Below are 17,347 nucleotides of genomic sequence, written 5' to 3' on the forward strand. Positions count from 1 at the left end.
CTACCGGCGAAGCGCGACCGGTGCCGGGCCCGCCGCCCGCTCGCGGCGCCCCGGCCCCGCCGAACCGGCCGACGGCCGCACGGGCTGCCGTACCCCCGACTGTCCCGCCACCGTCGCCCCGAAGGCCAGCGCCATCCCCGCGAGCTGCACCGGGGTGAGCGCCTGCCCGAGCGCCGCCCAGCCGACGACCGCGGCGGTCAGGGGGGACAGCGGGCCGAGGAAGGTGACCTGGGTGGCGGTGAGGCGGCCGATGCCGCGGAACCAGAGCCAGTACGCCACCGCCGTGTTGGCCAGCGCGAGATAGAGGTAGCCGCCGACCGCGGGCCCGTCGAGCGCGGGCGGGGCGCCCTCGACGAAGAGGGCGAGCGGTGCGATGAGCAGGCCGCCCGCGGTGAGCTGCCAGGCGGTGAGCGCGAGCGGACCGACGCCGTCGGGGCGGCCCCAGCGCTTGGTCAGCACGGTGCCGACGGACATCGAGGCGGTGGCCGCGAGCGCTGCCAGCACGCCCAGGAGGTCGAGGGCCCCGGCCGCCTTGAGCACGACGAGGCTGACACCGAACGCGGCCACGAGCCCGGTGAGCACGCTCCGGGTGGTCGGCCGCTGTCCCAGCAGCAGGGCCGACAGCCCGACGACGATCAGCGGCCCCACCGACCCGACCACCGCGGCCATCCCGCCCGGCAGCCGGTACGCCGACAGGAACAGCAGCGGGAAGAAGGCCCCGATGTTCAGGGCCCCCAGCACCGCCGCCTTTCCCCACCAGACACCTCGTGGCAGCACCCGTGCGAGGGCGAGCAGCATGAGCCCCGCGGGCAGCGCCCGCATCATGCCGGTGAACAGGGGCCGGTCGGCCGGGAGGAACTCGGTGGTGACGGCGTAGGTGGTGCCCCAGGAGACGGGGGCGAGGGCGGCGAGAAGGACGGTGGCGGGACGGTTGAGGCTCGGTTTCCCCATGATTGCGACTCCCCCTATTGCTTAGCTTGCATGAAAGTAGCTTACCCCTAAGCTACTTTTCCGCAAGCCACTTTCTTGCGGCCGAGCCGGTGTCCCGCCGATACTCGGCACATGAGTGCACCGCGCAAGGACGCCGTCGACGCGATCATCGAGCAGTGGGCGACGGTACGGCCCGACCTCGACACCAGGGCCATGGAGGTCTTCGGACGCGTCTACCGCCTCTCCCGCGCCATGGGCGACCGCGTGGAGAAGGCGTACGCCCCCTACGGCATCTCCCGCGGCGAGTTCGACGTCCTCGCCACGCTCCGCCGCGCCGGGGAGCCGTACACTCTCTCCCCCCGCCGGCTCTCCTCGACGCTGATGCTGACCACGGGCGGCATGACGGGCCGCCTCGACCGGCTCGAACGCGCCGGCCTGCTCCGCCGCTCCCCCGACCCCCACGACCGGCGCGGCCTCCAAGTGACCCTCACCGACAAGGGGTTGAACGTCATCGACGAGGCGGTGGGAGCGGGCCTGACCGTCCAGACGGAGGCCCTGTCCGCCCTCGACGACGACGAGGCCGGCCAACTGGCGGACCTGCTGCGGAAGTTGCTGGAGGGGACGCAGAACTCCCCGGAGTGACCCCGGCTCCTCGGTCCCCGCCCCGCCGGAGGCGTTCCGTCCGTCCCGCCACCCCCCGCATCATGACAGCGTGCGCATCACACCGGCAGAGGCCGCGATCATCGGTACGTCACTGGGAGCGACGGCCACCCTCAGCGCCGCCTGGATCACCCAGCGGGCGACGTCCAGGCGCGAGCGGGAACGGCGCCTCTGGGACCGCCGGGTGGCCACGTACGACGATCTCATGAGCACCGTGCACACCTACGCCCAGCTGCGCGCCCACACCCGCCGCAGCTTCGACCTCCCGGAGCTGGAAGGCGTGCGCAGCGAGGCCCTGCACTCCGCGGCCGCGCTGGCGGCACGCATCGAGCTCTACAGCTCCGAGCGGCTCCGGGAGGCGTGCGAGAAGTCGTTCGACGGCCTGCAGCGGTGGCTGGAGGCGTGGGAGGAGTGGCACCAGCAGGGGGCGGCCGTCCGGCTCCCCAGCCAGGCGGACGGCCTGTGGAAGAAGTTCACCAAACGCGTCGAGGAGGCGGAGGAGGCCGACGCCCGGCTCCTCGAACTGCTGCTGGCCGACGTCCACGGCGGGCGGCGGAGATCCGGCCGGCCACCCGCCGGCCGCTTCCTCGGCATCCGGCTGAGCGTGACCACATCCGGCTCGTCCGCCTCCTGGGAAACGGTCATCGGGAAGAAGGCGCCGCGGAAACCCGACCACGGTTAACGTTCTTCGTTCCGGGTGAGACTTCTGGAACGCGCAGCGGAGCAGACGGGGGGCCGGGCCATGGCGCGGGACGAACATCTGATCGAGTTATACCTCGCCGGAAAGCGCATCGCGTCCGGCCTGCGTATCGCGCGCCCCTTCGCGCTGACGACCGCCCACGCCCTCGGGCCGGACGTCCTCACCACGAAGCCGCTCCTGCACCTGCGGGACGGCACACCCGCGCACGTCCTGTGGGGCAACACACCGTCGGACCTCGCCCTGCTCAGACTCGAACTGAACGGCACCACGGGCCCGTTGGCGACGACCGCCTTCGGCGAGGCGCAGGAGGGGCAGTCCTGGCGGGCGACCGTCTCCGTCGACCCCAAGCCCCTGACGGGCAGCGTCGTCGAACCCGCGGCCGTCTACCACGAGAGTCCCCACCTCACGGTGACGGCCCTGCGGCTGCGCTGCGAGCGCGTCCTCCGCGACCCGGCGGCCTACGCCGGCAGTCCCATCGAGGAGACCCGCCAGGACCCGCCCGTCGTCCTCGGCCTGCTGGTGAAGCCCCGGGACACCTCGCCGCGCGAGAGCGACGAGGCCTTCGCCATATCCGTCGCGGAGGCGCTGAGGCTCTTCGACGACGTCACCGGCGGCAAGAAGGCGGAGAAGCGCACCCGGGCCAACCAGGTTTTGCACGACCGGGGTTACGGAAGCGTGCGACCGCGCTGGACGCGGACCGAGCCGAGCCGGCGCGCACGGCGTTCCGCAGAAGGAAACTGACGATGATCGACATCAATGACCTCGACGAAGCGATAGCGATCGCCGAGGACAAGGCGGAACACGAGGACGGCGGCACGGAAACGCAGCTGTCCGCGCGGGAGTCCGAAGCGGCGCTCATCAGCTATGTGGACCGGCTGCGCAGCGGCCAGGCCGTCTGGGAGGACGAGCCGGAGCGGATCGCCCGCTACGCCCACCTGGTCGAACTGCTGCTGGCGCTCGGCCTCGACAAGGCCGCCATGGACCTGACCGACACGACGCTGCGCGCCATGCGGCTCTCCGAGATCGACCAGGTCGTCTACCGCGAGCCGGAGCTCTGGAACCACCTCGGCTCCCTGCTCGCCGAACAGGGCGACCTGGTGCGGGCCATGGCCGTACTGGACTGCGCGCTCACCCGCGCCCACGAGTACGAGACCTACGAGGTCCCGGCCATCCTCGCCAACCTGAGCGTGGTGAGCCTTCAGCTCGGCGATCCGGACGCGGCCGCGATCTGGGCCGACAAGGCGCTGGACTCGCTCAAGTACGAACAGGACAAGGACCTGGAGACCCGGCTGACGGCCGACCGGGTCCGCCTCGACCTCGCCAGGGCGTCCGGCGACGAGCAGGAACTGCACAACGCGGTCGACAGCTTCGACCAGTCGGTGACCCGGTTCGTCGAGAGCGAGGGCGCCGACCACGCCCGGGCCATTGGGGCCCGTGTCGCCCTGGCCGCGGCACGCCACGACGCCGACCCGAGCCTGGAGAACCTGGCCGCGCTGGAGCTGCTCCACGTCACCGCGCAGGTGACCCTGGGCCTGGAGCACCGCGAGACGATCATCGCCCAGGCAACGCTCGCGGCCACGGAGTTCGCCGCGGCTGGGGGCTGGGACGGGCAGGCGAACGAGCGCACCGAAGCCGCCGTGCAGGCCTTCGTCACCGCCGCCGCCCGGGCCGTCGCCTCTCCCGACCTCGGCCAGGAGCATCCCCAGACGCACATCCTCCAGGACGAACTCGCGGTCATGCGGGCAGCCATCACGCCCGACGACAAGCTCCCCTACCACATCGAGAAGGTGTACAAGCCGCACCAGAACACCGAGCGCAACGACGCGAAACGCAGGGCGCTGGAGGAGGAGACCGGCATCATCCGCCTCATCGCCCACGCCGGGGCCTCCTACTTCCTCAAGGAGACGCGGCTCTTCTACGGGCGGGTCAAGGACGCGCTGGAGCGCGGGGTCCGTTTCAACGTCGTCATCAGCAGTCCCTGGAACAGCCTCGCCGCCTTCATGCCGCACGACGCGGCCGCCGAACCCGGCAACTACCAGAACATCGTGGAGCTGGTGGAGAGCAGTCCCTCGTACAACAACACCTTCCTGCCCGTGATCGAGTCGTACCGGCTGCTCAAGTCGATGTACCCGGATCTGATCGAGCTGCGGATCACCTCCCTGGACGTCAGCGGCTCCACCCTGCTCACCTCGAACGCCGGGTTCTTCGAGCCGTACATCACGTCCAATCCGCAGCGCCGGACGCGGCGGGGGATGAGCGTCTTCGAAGTGGAGTTCCGCAAGGACAGCCGGTACTACGCGGACAGCCTGGAGGAGTTCCGGGCGCAGTGGGAACTCTCCAGCACCTGGGAGGAGTTCGAGGCCAACCAGGAGCAGCACAAGGCCGCGCTGCGCTCGGAGATGGGGGCACTCGCGTCCGTGCGCATGCGGGCGAGCGTCAGGAGGGGAGAAGTGCCCCGTCCCTGACTTTCCGCAGCACCTCGACCGAGCCCACGAACAACGGTGTCGGCAGCGCGTCCAGCGGCCAGAACTCCCAGCGCTCGCACCGGTCCGGCTCCCGCACCCGGATCTCGCCCGTGTAGTCGGGGATCTCCACACCGACCTGCATGTGATGGTTGGCCGCCGGGTCGGGGTCGGTGACACAGACGACCCGGGCCTGACGGGCACGGACGCCGGTCTCCTCCTCCAGTTCCCGGCAGGCGGCACCGGTCAGGGTCTCACCGATCTCCAGGTGCCCGCCGGGCAGCCCCCAGCTGCCGGCACCGAAGGTGTTGGCCCGCAGCCCCAGCAGGACGCGCCCGCCGGAGCGGACGATGGCCTGGACTCCCACGCGCACCTGTGCCGTCGTCATCGCTGCCCTCCTCGTACGTCCGGGTACGTCCCTGTGAAATTGGCGGCGTTGCTGTACGGATGGACCAGGTCCGACGCGGCCGGGCCGTCGTCCTGCACCAGGTCGAAGAAGTTCCCGAGCCGCCGTTCCTCGCCCGCCTCCACGACGACGACCTCGCAGTCCGGGTCGACGAAGAAGTAGGTACCCGACCGGGACGCGTTCCGGTAGACGCGCAGCGGCACCTCCCGCTCGTCGGCGGCCTTCTGGCAGCGGGCCACCACCTCTTCGAACTCCTCGTCGCGGAGGGAGAGCCAACTGGCGTTGTCAGCGCCGTAGTTGGTCTCCGACATCTGGTAGACCTTCCACACGTCGGGGCGGCAGGAGTCCTCGACGAGGTCGAGCACGCGCGGAGCTCCGGCGACATTGCGCCGGGTGACGACGGTCCCCAGTTTCACCCCGACCTGCGGGTGGTTCTTCCGGACCTCCTGGAGCAGGCCGAGCACTCTTTCCCGGTGCGGGGCGACCCCTTTGCGCAGTTCCCGGTGCTCCTTCTCGTCCGCCGAGTCCAGGGGCAGGGCGATCCACGACAGCGCCGGCAGAACGCGCTCCATGAGCCTGACCGGGGCGAGTCCGTTGGTGCTGAGCACCACCCTGGGAGGCACTCCGCCGTCGGGGAGCGGACTGCTCAACTCCCGTACCAGCTCCCCGAGATACGGCAGGAGGGTGGGCTCGCCTCCCGAGATCACCACTCCCTGCACCCCCTCCTGCCGCAGCCTCGCAGCGATCCGGAGTGCCTCCGCACGCCGCATGGTGGGCATTTCGTGGCGTGGCCCGAAGCAGAAGGGGCAGCTCAGATTGCATCTGCCGATCGGACGAAGATCCACGTACGGGGGGAGCACCCGGCCGAATGTACAGGCGCACCGAAGCAGCCCGCCTGCCGACGTCCCAACTGTCACCCTTCTGGTGACCATTCCGTAGCCGACGGCGGACGCGCTCCCCTCCGAACACTGCCCCGGGGGCGAAGACGCCACACCCGCGCACCGGATTGCCGTCAGCCCACGTGCACTGCAAGCGCCGTCTCGATGTCCCGCGGTGTCGCCTCCTCCATCGCCCACCCCACGTACCCGTCGGGGCGTACCAGAACGGTCGTCCGGCGGGAGCTCGCCCAGCGTTCCACGGCGAGGCGGTCCTTGTGGGTGTCCCGGGTGTCGTGGGCCTCGGACCCGGGGGTGATCAGGACGAAGCGGCCGCCGCGCAGCGACTCGTGGAGGCGGCCGCCGTCCGCGAAGGCCACGTCGGGGACCCGGGTGCCGGTCAGGGGATGGGCCGAGCGCGGCGCGGGGTACGTGTAGCCGATCCCGGTGAGCCGGCCGAGCATCCTGCGGCGGGCCGGGCCGACGTGGTCGAGGACGGCGGTGAGGGCGGTGCGCAGCGCCAGCTCCCAGGGGCGCCTGGCCATCGCGAGGCGGACGATGCCGCCGCTGCTGCGGAGGACGGACCTGCCGACGGGGTGGCGTTCGGACTGGTAGGTGTCCAGGAGCTCGGGGCCCGCGTGGCCGCCCGTCACCTGGGCCAGTTTCCAGCTCAGGTTCGCCGCGTCCTGGAGGCCGGTGTTCATGCCCTGGCCGCCGGCCGGGGTGTGGACGTGGGCGGCGTCGCCGGCCAGGAAGACCCGGCCCACCCGGTAGGCGGGGGCCTGGCGTTCGTCGCTGTGGAAGCGGGACATCCAGCGGGCGTCGTGCATCCCGAAGTCGCGGCCCAGGGCGAGACGGGTGACCTCCTTGATCTCGTCGAGGCCGAGGGGCTCGCTGTCGGGGACATCACGGGCGCGGTTCCAGGCGATGACCCGGTGGTAGCCGTCGCCGAAGGGGGCGATGAAGGCGAAGGCGTCTCCCACGGCGTTGACGGTGAGCAGGGTCTCGGGCTGCTCGGCGAGGCGGACGTCCGCCAGGACCACCGAGCGGATCACCGAGCGGCCGGGGAAGGGCAGCCCGATCGCGGAGCGCACGGCACTGCGCATGCCGTCGGCCCCCACGACGTACTCGGCGCGCAGGGACTCCATGACCCCGCCCGGTCCCTCGACCCGCACCGTCACGCCGTTCCCGTCCTGGGACAGGGCCGTCACCTCGGTCTCGTACCGGAAGTCGACGCCCGCCTCCACGGCCCGCCGCTCCAGGGCCTTCTCGACCTCGTACTGCGGCAGGACCAGCAGGTGACGGAAGCGGGAGGGGAGGGTGTCCAGGCCGATGGTGAGGTTGCCGAACAGGCGCAGTCTGTCCAGGCGCTGTCCCACCGCCTCCAGGCCGTCGGCGAGACCGCGGGCGTCGAGCTGTTCGAGGGTGCGGGCGTGCAGGACGAAGGCGCGGGAGAGGTTGCTGATCCGGTGCGGGCGCTTCTCGACGACGGTGACGGGGACGCCGGCGACGGCCAGGTCACCGGCCAGGAGCAGGCCGGTGGGACCGGAACCGACGACGATCACGGGGGTGCCGTTCTCCGAGGTGCCGTTCATGGTGGCCTCCTGTTGCCAACGCTTGTTTGCCAACGCCTGTTGACGAAGGTAGCGGCACCCCCTCCCGGCGTCAACACTTGTTGGCCAACATCTGTTGACCTACGATCGTCGGCATGAACGAGACCCCCCGTCGCCGCTCCGACACCACCCGCACCGCGATCCTCACCGCGGCCCGCGAGCGTTTCGCCGCCGACGGGTACGAACGCGCCACCATCCGCGCCATCGCCAAGGACGCGAGCATCGACCCGTCGATGGTCATGCGCTACTACGGCAGCAAGGAGGGCCTGTTCGCGGCGGTCGTGGCCGTCGACCTGAGGCTGCCGGACCTCGCCGCGCTGCCCCGGCACGACGTCGGCCGGGTGCTGGTGTCGCACTTCCTCACCATGTGGGAGCAGAACGAGGTGCTCACCGCGCTGCTCCGGGTCGGTGTGACCAACCCGGCCGGGGCCGAGCGCACCCAGGGCATCTTCCGGGACCAGTTGCTGCCGGTGGCCCGCCAGGTGTGCCCGGACCCCGAGCAGGCCGCGGTGCGGGCGGGGCTGATGGCGACACAGCTGCTCGGGCTCGGGCTCACCCGGTACGTGCTGCGGTTCCCGCCGGTCGTCGCGCTGACCCGCGAGGAGGTCGTGGCCTGGCTGGCCCCGACCCTCCAGCGGTACCTCACCGCGCCGAGCCCCTGAGAACGCGCGAGGGCGCCGACCTCGCCCACGCGCGCCTGACGGGCGTACGTGCGGCGGGGTCGACGCCCCGGAGAAGGGAAGGGCAGCGCCCCGAAGAAGCGGGGTCTGCGCCCGGGAGGAGCGGAGGTCAGGCCTTGGAGCCGGCCTTCGCCTCGGCCTCGGCGGGCTTGGTCCTGATGTTGCGGCTGGTCACCCGGTGCTCTTCCTTGGACTTGTCCAGGACCACCACCAGACCGGCGATGACCGCGAACAGCACGAGCGGGGCCACGACGAACAGACCCAGCGTCTCGATGACGCTCAGGCCCGTGCCGGGGTCGTCGCCGTCGTCGCGGGACAGCGCGGAGGCGGGGGACGACATGAGCAGCATCATCAGCGTCGTACCGGCCACCAGGGCGCCGGCGCGCAGGGCGTTCTTCTTGTCCACGGAGCCAAAGTATCCAACGGCGGTTCGGGCCGCGCGTCCGGGGTGCCGTATGAGGCGCCTCCGGTCGTGCGGGCGGCCGCCTCCCCGACGCGCACCAGCACCCCCGCAGCGCCCCGGCACCCCTGCAAATGCCCACAGCGCCCCTACGGCGCCCGCAGCACCTCCACCAGCGCGTGCAGCCGGGCCGATCCCGCCAGGTCCTCCAGGGTCACCACCCGCCCCTCCCCGTCCGCGATCGGCAACCGCCAGTTCGGGTACTGGTCCCAGGTCCCGGGAAGGTTCTGCGGCCGGCGGTCCCCCACCGCGTCCGGCAGCCAGACCCCCACCATGCGGGCCGGGGTGTTCAGCAGGTACCGGTGGACGGCCTGGATCTGCGCCTCCTCGGAGGAGGGGTCGGCGCCGCCGCCCGTGCCGTGCAGCATGCCGAGCCGGGCCAGCAGCTCCAGCCACTCCCCGGTGTCCGCCGCGGCCTCCGCGCGCTCCTCCTCCAGCGGCCGGGTCAGCAGGCCGAGGCTGTCCCGCAGTTCGACGTGCTCCCCGGTGAGGCGGGAGGCGGTGGGCGGCAGGTCGTGCGTGGTCGCGGTCGCCAGGCAGTCGGCGCGCCAGCGCTCGGGCGGCAGCGGACGCCCGTCGCCCTCCCAGTCCCGCTCGAACCACAGCACCGACGTGCCCAGCACTCCGCGCTCGCGCAGCGCCTCCCGCACCCCGGGCTCGACCGTGCCGAGGTCCTCGCCGATCACCACCGCCCCGGCGCGCGAGGCCTCCAGGACGAGCACGGCGAGCATCGCCTCGGCGTCGTAGCGGACGTAGGTGCCCTCCGTGGGCGGGTGTCCCTGCGGGACCCACCACAGCCGGAACAGGCCCATGACGTGGTCGATGCGCAGTGCGCCGGCGTACCGGAACAGGGCCCGCAGCAGTTGCCGGTAGGGCGCGTAGCCCGACTCCGCGAGCCGGTCCGGGCGCCACGGCGGCAGTCCCCAGTCCTGGCCGCGGGCGTTGAAGGCGTCCGGGGGCGCGCCCACGGACATCCCGGCCGCGAAGTACGCCTGCTGGGCCCACGCGTCCGCGCCCTCGGGATGCACGCCCACCGCCAGGTCGTGGACGACGCCGACCGGCATCCCCGCCTCGCGCGCGGTGCGCTGCGCGGCGCCGAGCTGGCTCTCGGTGAGCCAGGCGAGGCGGCAGTGGAAGTCGACGCGGTCCATCAGCTCACGACGGGCGCGGGCCGTCTCGGCGGAGCGCGGGTCGCGCAGGCCGGGCGGCCAGCCGCGCCAGTCCGAGCCGTGCGCCTCGGCCAGCGCGCACCAGGTCGCGTGGTCCTCCAGGGCCTGGCCGCCCTCGGCGAGGTAGTCGGCGTAGGCGGCGCGGCGGCCGGGTCCGAGCGGGACCTCGCGGACCAGTTCGAGCGCCTCCCGCTTCAGTTCCCACACCGCGTCCCGGTCGATCAGCGCGCCCTTGTCCAGCACGGACGCCCGCAGCCGCTCGGCCCGCTCGCGCAGGGTCCGCAGCCGCTCGGAGTCGGCGACGTGGACGTACTCGGGGATGTCCTCGATCCGCAGGTGCACCGGGTCGGGGAAGCGGCGCGAGGACGGCCGGTAGGGGGACGGGTCGGTGGGGGCGCCGGGCACCGCCGCGTGCAGCGGGTTGACCTGGACGAAGCCGGCGCCGAGGGCACGGCCCGCCCAGGAGGTCAGTTCGGCGAGGTCGCCGAGGTCGCCCATGCCCCAGGAGCGGTGCGAGAGCAGGGAGTAGAGCTGGACGAGGAGGCCGTAGGACCGCCTCGGCGGTGCGGGCAGCCGGGGCGGGGCCACGATCAGATGGGCGTCGGCGGTGCGGCCGTCGGGCGCGGTGGCGGTCAACCGGTGCACGCCGGGCGGGAGTCGGTCGGCGGCGGCGCGGGTCTCGCCCTGTTCGGTGGTGATGCGCAGCCGGGTGCCCGCGGGCAGGTCGGCGAGGAAGGCGGGCGGGCTGCCGCTCCAGCACACCACCGTCGGCGGCAGCAGGCGGGCGCGCAGCTCGCGCTCCCGGGCCGCGAGGGCGGCGGCCGGATCGCCCGCGTCGACGCCGAGGGCGGCCAGGGCCAGCGTGACGGCGGTGGCGGAGGCGGCGACCGTGCGGTCCGGGGAGGGCTGGTAGGAGGTGGCCACGCCGTACGACTCGGCGAGCCGGGACAGCTCCGGACCGGGGGGCGCCACCATCTACGGCTCCAGGTAAGCGTCGGACTCGCTGGTCAGGGGGGCGGCGTCGGCGAGCGGCGGCTCGCTGGTGAGGGGCTCGGCGTCGGGCAGGGGCGGTTCGCTGGTGAGGGGAGTCTCGGTGCAGGCGCCCTCGGCGCTGAAGACACAGAAGTGGTCAGCGGGCGCCCCGGGTTTGGACAGGGCCGGGAGCAGTACGGGTGCCGGTGCGGCCACGGGGGCCTCCTAGTCGGGTACGACGACGGGGGTCACCGCAGCCCTACCCACAGGACGCGACGCCAGACGTGCCGAGGGGGAGAACGTGCTTTTCGTCATGTTCCGTGTCGCCGCCGCTCCCGTCCACCGGTTGTCCGCCGGGCGCCCCGCACGGCACTGCCCCACTGATCACTATTCACTCAGTACATGTACGTGGTGCATACTGATCGCCATGAGCACCCGCCACATCCTGCTGGGGCTGCTCGCCGGAGGGCCGAGCCATGGCTACGACCTCAAGCGACGCCACGACGAGCGTTTCCCCGAGGCCCGCCCGCTGGCCTACGGGCAGGTCTACACGACTCTCCAGCGCCTGGTCCGGGACGGCCTCGCCGAGGTCGACGGCACCGACTCCGACGGCGGCCCGGAGCGCACCAGGTACCGCTCTACCGAGGCGGGGTCGCGCGAACTGGCCGAGTGGGCCGGGCAGGTCGCCCCGCCCGCACCCTTCGTGACCAACGAGATCTTCGCCAAGGTCGTCGTCTCGATCCTGTCCGGCGGCGACCCGGCCGCCTATCTCCGGGCCCAGCGCGCCGCCCACATGGCCCGGATGCGGGAGCTCACGGCGGTCAAGACCGCCGAAGGGGCCGACCTCGCGACCGTGCTCTCGGCGGACTACGCCCTCAACCACCTCGACGCCGACCTCCGCTGGATGTCCACCACGGCGGCCCGGCTCACCCCTTTGACCGCGGAGGTCGACTCAGCATGAGCAACCCAGAGCCGCTGCTCGCGGCCCGCGACCTCGTGAAGACGTACGGCAGGTCCGAGGCCCTGCGCGGCGCCTCGGTCCACCTGGACGCCGGCGAGATCCTCGCCGTCACCGGCGCCAGCGGCAGCGGGAAGTCGACGCTGCTGCACTGCCTGGCCGGGATCGTCGCGCCGGACGCCGGTTCGGTGTCCTACGGCGGTGAGCGCCTCGCCGGCCTGCCCGAGAGGAGGCTGAGCGAGCTGCGCCGTACGGAGTTCGGCGTGGTCTTCCAGTTCGGGCAGCTCGCCCCCGAGCTGACGGTCCTCGACAACGTGGCGCTGCCGCTGCTGCTCGCGGGCCTCTCCCGCGCCGACGCCCATGTGCGCGCCGGTGCCTGGCTGGAGCGGTTCGGGGTGCGCGGCCAGGCCGGACTGCGGCCCGGCGAGCTGAGCGGCGGGCAGGCCCAGCGGACCGCGCTGGCCCGGGCCCTGGTCACCGGCCCCAAGGTCGTCTTCGCGGACGAGCCGACCGGCGCGCTGGACTCGCTGGCGAGCGAGCAGGTCATGACGGCGCTCGTCCACACGGTCCGCGAGACCGGCACGGCGGTCCTGCTGATCACCCACGACGCCCAGGTGGCGGCGTACGCGGACCGCGAGGTGCGGATGGCCGACGGGGCCGTGGTCCCGGTGGGGGTGACGGCGTGAGGACGCTGCGCGGCGATCTGCGGACGGCCTGGCTGCTCACCCGGGGGTCCGACCGGCGGGAGTGGTGGCGGATCGGGCTCACGGCCCTCGGGGCGGCGCTCGCGACGGGCATCGGCGCGGCGGTCGTCGCGCTGAACTCGCTGGACGGGTACTACTCCGTGTCCTTCGGGGCGGGACTGCTGAACTCGGCGGGCGACCGGCGCAACGTCGGCGTCCTGACGGCGCTGCTGCTGATCCCGGTGCTCGGCTTCCTCGGGCAGTGCGCGCGGATCGGCGCGGTGCACCGGGACCGGCGGCTGGCCGCGCTGCGGCTGGCGGGTGCCGGGCCGTGGCAGGTGCGGCGGATCGCTGCCCTGGAGTCGGGGCCGGCCTGTCTGGCGGGCTCGGTGGCGGCCACGGCCGTGTGGGTACCGCTGATGCTGCACCTGTGGGAGCGGCCGCCCGCCCTCGCCTGGGCCGGTGCCGTCCTGCCCCTCGTGGCGGTGCCGGTGCTGGGCGCGGCCGTGAGCATGCTCTCGCTGCGGCGGGTGGTGGCCTCGCCGCTGGGCTGGGTACGGCGGGTGCGGCCCGTGTGGGGGCCGGGGCGGGTCCTGCGGGCGGTGATCGGGCTGCTCGCGGTCACGGCGCTGTTCGTCGGTGTTTCGTCGTTCCTCGGCGGCCCGGTCAGGGTGGCCCTCGGGCCGCCCGCGCTGTTCGTCGTCGTACTGCTCGTCGGGGCCGCGACGGTGGCGCTGACCGGTACGGCGGCCCGGGGACTGGGCCGGCCGCTCGCCGCCCGCGCCCAGAGCCCGGCGGTGCTGATCGCGGCGGAACGGCTGCGGGACGACCCGTGGGCGGCGGCCCGCACACACGCCGCGGTGCTGCTGGTGACGGTCGTCGGGGCCGGGTTCGTGGGCGTGCGCCAGGTGCTGCTGGAGACCCTGCACACCCGGCGCGCCGAGGGGACCGTGGCGACGGACATCGCCTACTACACGACCGGCGTCGACCTGACGGCCGCCGCGATCCTGGTCGCCCTCGCCCTGACCGTGACGGGACTGGCCGTGGGCACCCTGGAGTCCCTCGCCACCCGGCGCCGGGGCCTGGCCGTCCAGGTCGCCGTGGGGGTGCCGTACCGGGTGCTGGCCGGGGCGCTGCTCCTGGAGACCGCGCTGCCGCTGGCCCCCGCGGTCGTGGTGGCGGGCGCGGGCGGTACGGCGATCGGGCTGGGGTACGCCTCGCTGACCACGCACCACGCGGACACGGGGGTGCCGTACGCCGCTCTCCTGGTCCCGGTCGCGGTGTACGCGGCCTGTCTGCTGGCCGCGGCCACCTCACTGCCGCTGCTGCGCCGCTCGGTCCGCCCCGCCGAGCTCAGGCACGCCTGACCCGCCGACGGTCCGGCCCCGGAGGCACAGGGGACCTCCGGGGCCGGTTCCGAGCCGCCGCGTGCGGCAACACGAAGGCCCGGATCGTCGTCAGGCTGAGATGCCGTCGATCCGGGCCATGGCGTCCTCGGCGCCGTACGGTTGCAGGTACGGCAGCCAGCGCGGGTCCCTGTGGCCGGTGCCGATGATGCGCCAGGCCAGGCCGGAGGGTGGAGCGGGTTTGTGGCGCAGCCGCCAGCCGATCTCGAACAGGTGCCGGTCGGCCTTCACGTGGTTGCAGCGCCGGCAGGACGCCACCACGTTGTCCCAGACGTGCTTGCCCCCGCGGCTGCGCGGGATGACGTGGTCGACGCTGGTTGCGACGCCACCGCAGTACATGCACCGGCCCCCGTCGCGGGCGAAGAGCGCCCTGCGGGTGAGAGGAACGGGCCCACGGTAGGGAACCCGGACGAATCGCTTGAGCCGGACCACGCTGGGTGCGGGGACTGTGACGGTCGCGCTGTGCATGAAGGCGCCGGATTCCTCTAGGGAGACGGCCTTGTTCTCCAGGACGAGGACGAGCGCGCGGCGGAGCGGTACGACGCCGAGGGGCTCGTACGACGCGTTGAGTACCAGGACATGCGGCACGGATGCCTCCTTGGGCGTCGGCGGCGCGTGGCTCGCGCCGGGACGAACTGCAGTCAGTCTCCCCTCTCGGCCGGGAGAAACGCCACCATGTCCCGGTAACGGGCTGGGAGTGTTTTCGACCACACCTTTCTTCATCCCCAGGTGAGAGCCGTCTCTCCCCCGAACATTGCAACGATCCACACACGATGCACCGTTAGTGTGGTGAGCCTGCCTTTCCGGTGACCTTTTCGTGACCTTGACCGCCGCACCGGAAGGCGGACGCAGCACCTGGAGGTACCTGCCGTGTCCTTGTCCGCCGTCCTACTGGCCGCGAGTCCGTCGCCGTCGCCGTCCCCCTCGGACACCTCGACGCCGGCCGTGCCGAGTCTCCAGGACGCCCAGGAGAGCGCGACGAACGCCGCGAGCTGGGTCGAGCAGAACTGGTCGACCTGGCTGGCGATCGGTCTGCGGGTCCTGCTGATCCTGGTGATCGCCGCCGTGCTGAGAATGGTCGTGCGGCGGGCCATCACCAAGCTCATCGACCGGATGAACCGCACCGCGCTGGCAGTCGACGGCACGGCGATCGGCGGTCTGCTCGTCAACAACGAGCGCCGTCGCCAGCGCTCGCAGGCCATAGGGTCGGTGCTGCGCTCGGTGGCGAGCTTCATCATCATGGGCACCGCCGCCCTGATGGTCCTGGGCGCCTTCGAGATCAACCTCGCCCCGCTGCTCGCCTCGGCCGGTGTCGCCGGCGTGGCGATCGGTTTCGGCGCCCGCAATCTCGTCACGGACTTCCTCTCCGGTGTCTTCATGATCCTGGAGGACCAGTACGGCGTAGGCGACACCATCGACGCGGGCGTGGCCTCCGGCGAGGTCATCGAGGTCGGCCTCCGGGTGACCAAGCTGCGCGGCGACAGCGGCGAGATCTGGTACGTCCGCAACGGCGAGGTCAAGCGCATCGGCAACCTCTCCCAGGGCTGGGCGACGGCCGGCGTCGACGTGACCGTGCGGGCCTCCGAGGACCTCGACAAGGTCAAGCGGGTGCTGGGCGAGGTCGCCGAGAAGATGAGCAAGGAGGAGCCCTGGAACGAGCTCCTGTGGAGCCCGATCGAGGTTCTCGGCCTGGACAGCGTCCTGCTGGACTCGATGGTGGTGCGGGTCTCCGCCAAGACGATGCCGGGCAAGTCCCTCACGGTCGAGCGCGAGCTGCGCTGGCGGATCAAGCGCGCCTTCGACGCGGCGGACATCCGCATCGTGGGCGGTGCGGCCGTCCCCGCCGACGAGGAGGCCGCCGACCCGACCGCGGCGGTCGCGGCCCCGTCGGTGTTCGCCAACTCCGAGTCCCCGCAGTCGGCGGCGGCCTCCCCGCTGGTACAGGCACCGGTCCAGCGCCCGGCCCCGAAGTAGGACGCCTCTCCCCCGCGAACCGCGCCCCCGCAGGTAACGACTCCGTCTCCTGCGGGGGCGGTTTGCCGTTCCCCCCTTGACGGACAGGTGGCCCAGACCTAAGTTCCGTGTGCATCAGACAGGAAACCTTCCTAACAGTTTCCGGACAGTAAAGTCGTCCGGCAGTCACGGAGAGGGGCACCCATGGCAGGCACACCACGCACACTGCGCGCCATGAACGACCGTGCCGCACTCGACCTCCTGCTGGAGCACGGCCCCCTCTCCCGCACCCGGATCGGCAAGCTCACCGGCCTCTCCAAGCCGACCGCGTCCCAGCTCCTGGCCCGCCTTGAGGCGTCGGGACTCGTCCTCGCCACCGGCACCAGCGAGGGCAGGCCCGGCCCCAACGCCCAGCTCTACGAGGTCAACCCGACCGCCGCGTACGCCGCAGGACTCGACGTCACCCCCGAACGCGTCCTCGCCGCCGTCGCCGACATCACCGGCCGCACGGTCGGCTCCTACGAACTGCCGACCCCGGGACGCCGGCCCGCGCAGCCCGTGGTGCAGCAGGTCACCGATGCCCTCGACGGCGCGGTGAAGGCGGCGGGGCTGGCCCGCGGCGACGTACACCGGCTCGTCATCGGCACCCCGGGCGCCTTCGACCCGGGCACGGGCCGGCTGCGCTACGCCTCCCACCTGCCGGGCTGGCACTCGCCGACCCTCCTCGACGAACTCGCCGCCGCGCTGCCGATGCCGGTCGAGTACGAGAACGACGTCAACCTCGTCGCCGTGGCCGAGCAGCGGCTCGGGGCGGCCCGCGGCCACGAGGACTTCGTGCTGCTGTGGAACGAGGGCGGTCTCGGTGCCGCCCTGGTCCTCGGCGGCCGGCTGCACCGCGGCTGGACCGGCGGCGCGGGAGAGGTGGGTTTCCTGCCGGTTCCCGGAGCGCCCCTGGTGCGCCACGTGACCAAGGCCAACAGCGGCGGCTACCAGGAACTCGCCGGTTCCCAGGCCGTCCCCCGGCTCGCCCGCGAGCTCGGCATGACGGACATCCCCTCGGGGCCGTACGCCGAGGTCGCCGCCGCCCTCGTCGAGCGGGCCGCCGCCGAGGACACCGACCTGGGCCGGCTGCTCCTGGAGACCTACGCCACCCGGCTGGCCACCGGTCTCGCCTCCCTCGTCTCCGTCCTCGACCCCGAGCTCGTCGTCCTCAGCGGTGCCTCGCTCACCGCCGGCGGCGACACCCTGCGCGCCCTCGTCCAGGCCGAGCTGGAGGAGCTGGCAGCCTCCCGGCCCCGGCTGGTCGTCGGCGCCGTCCGAGAACACCCCGTGCTGCGCGGCGCCCTGGAGAGCGCGCTCGCGGCCACCCGCGACGAGGTCTTCGACACCTCGCGCTGACCCCGCACTCCCCCACACACCG

18 protein-coding genes are annotated in these 17,347 nt (G+C 72.7%); 10 read left to right on the forward strand and 8 right to left on the reverse strand.

The window, feature by feature from the left end:
- Entirely contained in the window at positions 1 to 951 is a 951-nt protein-coding gene (locus ACIQJT_RS07140) for an EamA family transporter (RefSeq protein WP_402640598.1), read from the reverse strand.
- A gap of 111 nt (positions 952 to 1,062) precedes the next feature.
- On the opposite strand from ACIQJT_RS07140, the gene ACIQJT_RS07145 reads away from it, so the two are divergent.
- The 4 genes from ACIQJT_RS07145 to ACIQJT_RS07160 all read left to right on the forward strand — a co-directional run bounded on the left by ACIQJT_RS07145 (position 1,063) and on the right by ACIQJT_RS07160 (position 4,755).
- Entirely contained in the window at positions 1,063 to 1,572 is a 510-nt protein-coding gene (locus ACIQJT_RS07145) for a MarR family winged helix-turn-helix transcriptional regulator (RefSeq protein ID WP_402640600.1), read from the forward strand.
- Between the two features lie 70 nt (positions 1,573 to 1,642).
- Positions 1,643 to 2,272: a hypothetical protein gene (locus ACIQJT_RS07150; RefSeq protein WP_365450222.1), complete on the forward strand. Its 630-nt coding sequence runs from the start codon at positions 1,643 to 1,645 to the stop codon at positions 2,270 to 2,272.
- A gap of 60 nt (positions 2,273 to 2,332) precedes the next feature.
- The gene (locus ACIQJT_RS07155) at positions 2,333 to 3,031 is read left to right on the forward strand and encodes a hypothetical protein (protein ID WP_365450220.1); all 699 of its coding nucleotides are present in this window, start codon (positions 2,333 to 2,335) and stop codon (positions 3,029 to 3,031) included.
- Positions 3,032 to 3,033: 2 nt separating this feature from the next.
- Complete coding sequence (locus ACIQJT_RS07160; RefSeq protein ID WP_365450218.1) at positions 3,034 to 4,755, forward strand: hypothetical protein; 1,722 nt, start codon at positions 3,034 to 3,036, stop codon at positions 4,753 to 4,755.
- Here the strand turns inward: ACIQJT_RS07160 and ACIQJT_RS07165 are convergent.
- From ACIQJT_RS07165 to ACIQJT_RS07175, 3 genes are all read right to left on the reverse strand, one after another.
- The gene (locus tag ACIQJT_RS07165) at positions 4,727 to 5,140 is read right to left on the reverse strand and encodes an NUDIX hydrolase (protein WP_402640604.1); all 414 of its coding nucleotides are present in this window, start codon (positions 5,138 to 5,140) and stop codon (positions 4,727 to 4,729) included. The two genes, ACIQJT_RS07160 and ACIQJT_RS07165, sit on opposite strands and share 29 nt — an antisense overlap.
- Positions 5,137 to 6,090: a radical SAM protein gene (locus ACIQJT_RS07170; RefSeq protein ID WP_365450212.1), complete on the reverse strand. Its 954-nt coding sequence runs from the start codon at positions 6,088 to 6,090 to the stop codon at positions 5,137 to 5,139. Before ACIQJT_RS07170 ends, ACIQJT_RS07165 begins: the two co-directional genes overlap by 4 nt.
- A gap of 80 nt (positions 6,091 to 6,170) precedes the next feature.
- Positions 6,171 to 7,628, reverse strand: coding sequence for an FAD-dependent monooxygenase (locus ACIQJT_RS07175; RefSeq protein ID WP_402640607.1), 1,458 nt, complete (start codon positions 7,626 to 7,628; stop codon positions 6,171 to 6,173).
- A 113-nt stretch (positions 7,629 to 7,741) separates the two neighbouring features.
- Between ACIQJT_RS07175 and ACIQJT_RS07180 the strand changes: the two genes are divergently transcribed.
- Positions 7,742 to 8,308 carry a TetR family transcriptional regulator gene (locus ACIQJT_RS07180; protein ID WP_402640610.1) on the forward strand — a complete coding sequence of 189 codons (567 nt, stop codon included), beginning with the start codon at positions 7,742 to 7,744 and terminating at the stop codon, positions 8,306 to 8,308.
- A gap of 127 nt (positions 8,309 to 8,435) precedes the next feature.
- Here ACIQJT_RS07180 and ACIQJT_RS07185 read toward each other — a convergent pair whose 3' ends face one another.
- From ACIQJT_RS07185 to ACIQJT_RS07195, 3 genes are all read right to left on the reverse strand, one after another.
- Positions 8,436 to 8,732, reverse strand: coding sequence for a hypothetical protein (locus tag ACIQJT_RS07185; protein ID WP_402640613.1), 297 nt, complete (start codon positions 8,730 to 8,732; stop codon positions 8,436 to 8,438).
- Positions 8,733 to 8,875: 143 nt separating this feature from the next.
- Positions 8,876 to 10,930, reverse strand: coding sequence for a 4-alpha-glucanotransferase (malQ, locus tag ACIQJT_RS07190; RefSeq protein WP_402640616.1), 2,055 nt, complete (start codon positions 10,928 to 10,930; stop codon positions 8,876 to 8,878).
- Entirely contained in the window at positions 10,931 to 11,143 is a 213-nt protein-coding gene (locus ACIQJT_RS07195) for a hypothetical protein (protein ID WP_365450199.1), read from the reverse strand.
- 211 nt (positions 11,144 to 11,354) lie between these two features.
- On the opposite strand from ACIQJT_RS07195, the gene ACIQJT_RS07200 reads away from it, so the two are divergent.
- Genes ACIQJT_RS07200 through ACIQJT_RS07210 form a run of 3 tightly spaced genes read left to right on the forward strand, consistent with a single transcriptional unit; the run spans position 11,355 to position 13,935 of the window.
- Entirely contained in the window at positions 11,355 to 11,888 is a 534-nt protein-coding gene (locus ACIQJT_RS07200) for a PadR family transcriptional regulator (protein ID WP_402640619.1), read from the forward strand.
- Positions 11,885 to 12,571 (forward strand): ABC transporter ATP-binding protein, encoded by a 687-nt coding sequence (locus tag ACIQJT_RS07205; protein WP_402640622.1) that lies wholly within the window; start codon positions 11,885 to 11,887, stop codon positions 12,569 to 12,571. Before ACIQJT_RS07200 ends, ACIQJT_RS07205 begins: the two co-directional genes overlap by 4 nt.
- The gene (locus tag ACIQJT_RS07210) at positions 12,568 to 13,935 is read left to right on the forward strand and encodes an ABC transporter permease (RefSeq protein WP_402640625.1); all 1,368 of its coding nucleotides are present in this window, start codon (positions 12,568 to 12,570) and stop codon (positions 13,933 to 13,935) included. Before ACIQJT_RS07205 ends, ACIQJT_RS07210 begins: the two co-directional genes overlap by 4 nt.
- A 90-nt stretch (positions 13,936 to 14,025) precedes the next feature.
- Here the strand turns inward: ACIQJT_RS07210 and ACIQJT_RS07215 are convergent, their stop codons facing one another.
- Positions 14,026 to 14,562, reverse strand: coding sequence for an HNH endonuclease (locus ACIQJT_RS07215; protein ID WP_030609777.1), 537 nt, complete (start codon positions 14,560 to 14,562; stop codon positions 14,026 to 14,028).
- 282 nt (positions 14,563 to 14,844) lie between these two features.
- On the opposite strand from ACIQJT_RS07215, the gene ACIQJT_RS07220 reads away from it, so the two are divergent.
- On the forward strand, positions 14,845 to 15,948 hold the full coding sequence (locus ACIQJT_RS07220) for a mechanosensitive ion channel family protein (RefSeq protein ID WP_402640627.1): 1,104 nt from the start codon (positions 14,845 to 14,847) through the stop codon (positions 15,946 to 15,948).
- A 183-nt stretch (positions 15,949 to 16,131) separates the two neighbouring features.
- Positions 16,132 to 17,325: an ROK family protein gene (locus ACIQJT_RS07225; protein ID WP_402640629.1), complete on the forward strand. Its 1,194-nt coding sequence runs from the start codon at positions 16,132 to 16,134 to the stop codon at positions 17,323 to 17,325.
- Positions 17,326 to 17,347: the final 22 nt, after the last annotated feature.

Source organism: Streptomyces sp. NPDC091972 (assembly GCF_044756385.1).
Lineage (GTDB): Bacteria > Actinomycetota > Actinomycetes > Streptomycetales > Streptomycetaceae > Streptomyces.

Bases quoted from the DNA above. Each gene is read 5' to 3' on its own strand.
- ACIQJT_RS07140 (WP_402640598.1), bottom strand. From the start codon at position 951: ATGGGGAAACCGAGCCTCAACCGTCCCGCCACCGTCCTTCTCGCCGCC.
- ACIQJT_RS07145 (WP_402640600.1), top strand. From the start codon at position 1,063: ATGAGTGCACCGCGCAAGGACGCCGTCGACGCGATCATCGAGCAGTGG.
- ACIQJT_RS07155 (WP_365450220.1), top strand. From the start codon at position 2,333: ATGGCGCGGGACGAACATCTGATCGAGTTATACCTCGCCGGAAAGCGC.
- ACIQJT_RS07160 (WP_365450218.1), top strand. From the start codon at position 3,034: ATGATCGACATCAATGACCTCGACGAAGCGATAGCGATCGCCGAGGAC.
- ACIQJT_RS07165 (WP_402640604.1), bottom strand. From the start codon at position 5,140: ATGACGACGGCACAGGTGCGCGTGGGAGTCCAGGCCATCGTCCGCTCC.
- ACIQJT_RS07170 (WP_365450212.1), bottom strand. From the start codon at position 6,090: ATGGTCACCAGAAGGGTGACAGTTGGGACGTCGGCAGGCGGGCTGCTT.
- ACIQJT_RS07175 (WP_402640607.1), bottom strand. From the start codon at position 7,628: ATGAACGGCACCTCGGAGAACGGCACCCCCGTGATCGTCGTCGGTTCC.
- ACIQJT_RS07180 (WP_402640610.1), top strand. From the start codon at position 7,742: ATGAACGAGACCCCCCGTCGCCGCTCCGACACCACCCGCACCGCGATC.
- malQ (WP_402640616.1), bottom strand. From the start codon at position 10,930: ATGGTGGCGCCCCCCGGTCCGGAGCTGTCCCGGCTCGCCGAGTCGTAC.
- ACIQJT_RS07200 (WP_402640619.1), top strand. From the start codon at position 11,355: ATGAGCACCCGCCACATCCTGCTGGGGCTGCTCGCCGGAGGGCCGAGC.
- ACIQJT_RS07205 (WP_402640622.1), top strand. From the start codon at position 11,885: ATGAGCAACCCAGAGCCGCTGCTCGCGGCCCGCGACCTCGTGAAGACG.
- ACIQJT_RS07225 (WP_402640629.1), top strand. From the start codon at position 16,132: ATGGCAGGCACACCACGCACACTGCGCGCCATGAACGACCGTGCCGCA.